Genomic DNA, 1,007 nt, shown 5'->3' with positions numbered 1-1,007 from the left:
TCATCAGCCCGGCGCGGACCAGATCGGAAATCGCGCGGCTGACATTGGCGCGGCCGACGGCCTGCACCTGCTCCTCGACCGCGGCCTCGACGCGCGCGGCATCGCGCGTCGCATCACCGGTGAGATCGTCCTTCAGCGCTGCAGCTACGCGCGCGCGCAGCGCGGCGCGCCGGGCAGGCTGTTCGCTCATCGGCAAGAGCTGGGAGCAGAGCCATTCGCGCAGAAGCATGGGCAAGCCGCCTTGCGCCACGAACGGCCCGGCCTGCCCTCGCCCGTCGGCGATTTCGGCCACAAGCTGGAGGACGAGGAAGGCGTAGCGCGGCCGGTTCGAGGCTTCGACCAGGACCGCGTAGATCCCACCGACGCCAGTGATTTCTTGGGCTCGTTCCATCGATCAGTATTGAGCACAAAAGGTGAATCCTGTGAATCCCCTTTGTGTCTTGCCCTGTCGTTTGTCGCCCGTGACACTTCGCCCGGAGGTGCGATCTGGTTTGCGCCGCCACGTGCGCTGCCCTTGCCCCGCGACCAATTTGGCCAGTGTGCAGGCATGATCTGTGACCCGCCCTCCGCGCATAACACGTGCGCAGCGCAACATGACACTCCGCCCGAGGGCAAAGTGTCACAGACGCCATGCCCGAAGGGGCGTAAGCCGCCGATCAGGCAGGCAAAAAAATGGGGCCAGCGTGAGCCGGCCCTTTGGAAAGTTTTGGGAGAGGATGCCTGAAAGGCACTGCTGATATGGGTGCAGGGTTCTGATGCTGCAAGTGCGAAATAGACGCTGCAGGTTGCCTTTTTCGCAACCGGTGTTTCGCCCGTCGCAGCGTCTACATGAGTGATGGGGGGGCTGACCTTGCCCCTTTGGGAGGCGGCAGTGCCGCCTCCCGGGCTCAGGCGTCAGAGGAAGAGGACTTCCTCGGCGACGATCTCGACCGCGTAGCGTTCGACGCCTTCGCGGTCGGTCCACTTCGAGTAGTGGAGGCGGCCCTGCACCTCGACCAGGTCGCCCT

2 protein-coding genes are annotated in these 1,007 nt (G+C 64.7%); both read right to left on the bottom strand.

Annotation, left to right across the window (positions count from 1 at the left end; genetic code table 11):
• On the bottom strand, window positions 1-391 hold a 391-nt coding region (locus AX703_RS17440; RefSeq protein ID WP_062345907.1), incomplete at its 3' end, for a hypothetical protein.
• A gap of 503 nt (window positions 392-894) precedes the next feature.
• Window positions 895-1,007, bottom strand: a 113-nt coding sequence (locus AX703_RS17435) for a single-stranded DNA-binding protein (protein WP_156452113.1), incomplete at its 5' end; no start/stop codon positions are given.

The organism is Novosphingobium sp. CCH12-A3, assembly GCF_001556015.1.
In the GTDB taxonomy this organism is placed as follows: Bacteria; Pseudomonadota; Alphaproteobacteria; order Sphingomonadales; family Sphingomonadaceae; genus Novosphingobium; species Novosphingobium subterraneum.
Note: the sequence above shows the minus strand (reverse complement) of the source record. Positions and strands in the feature narration are given on the sequence as shown.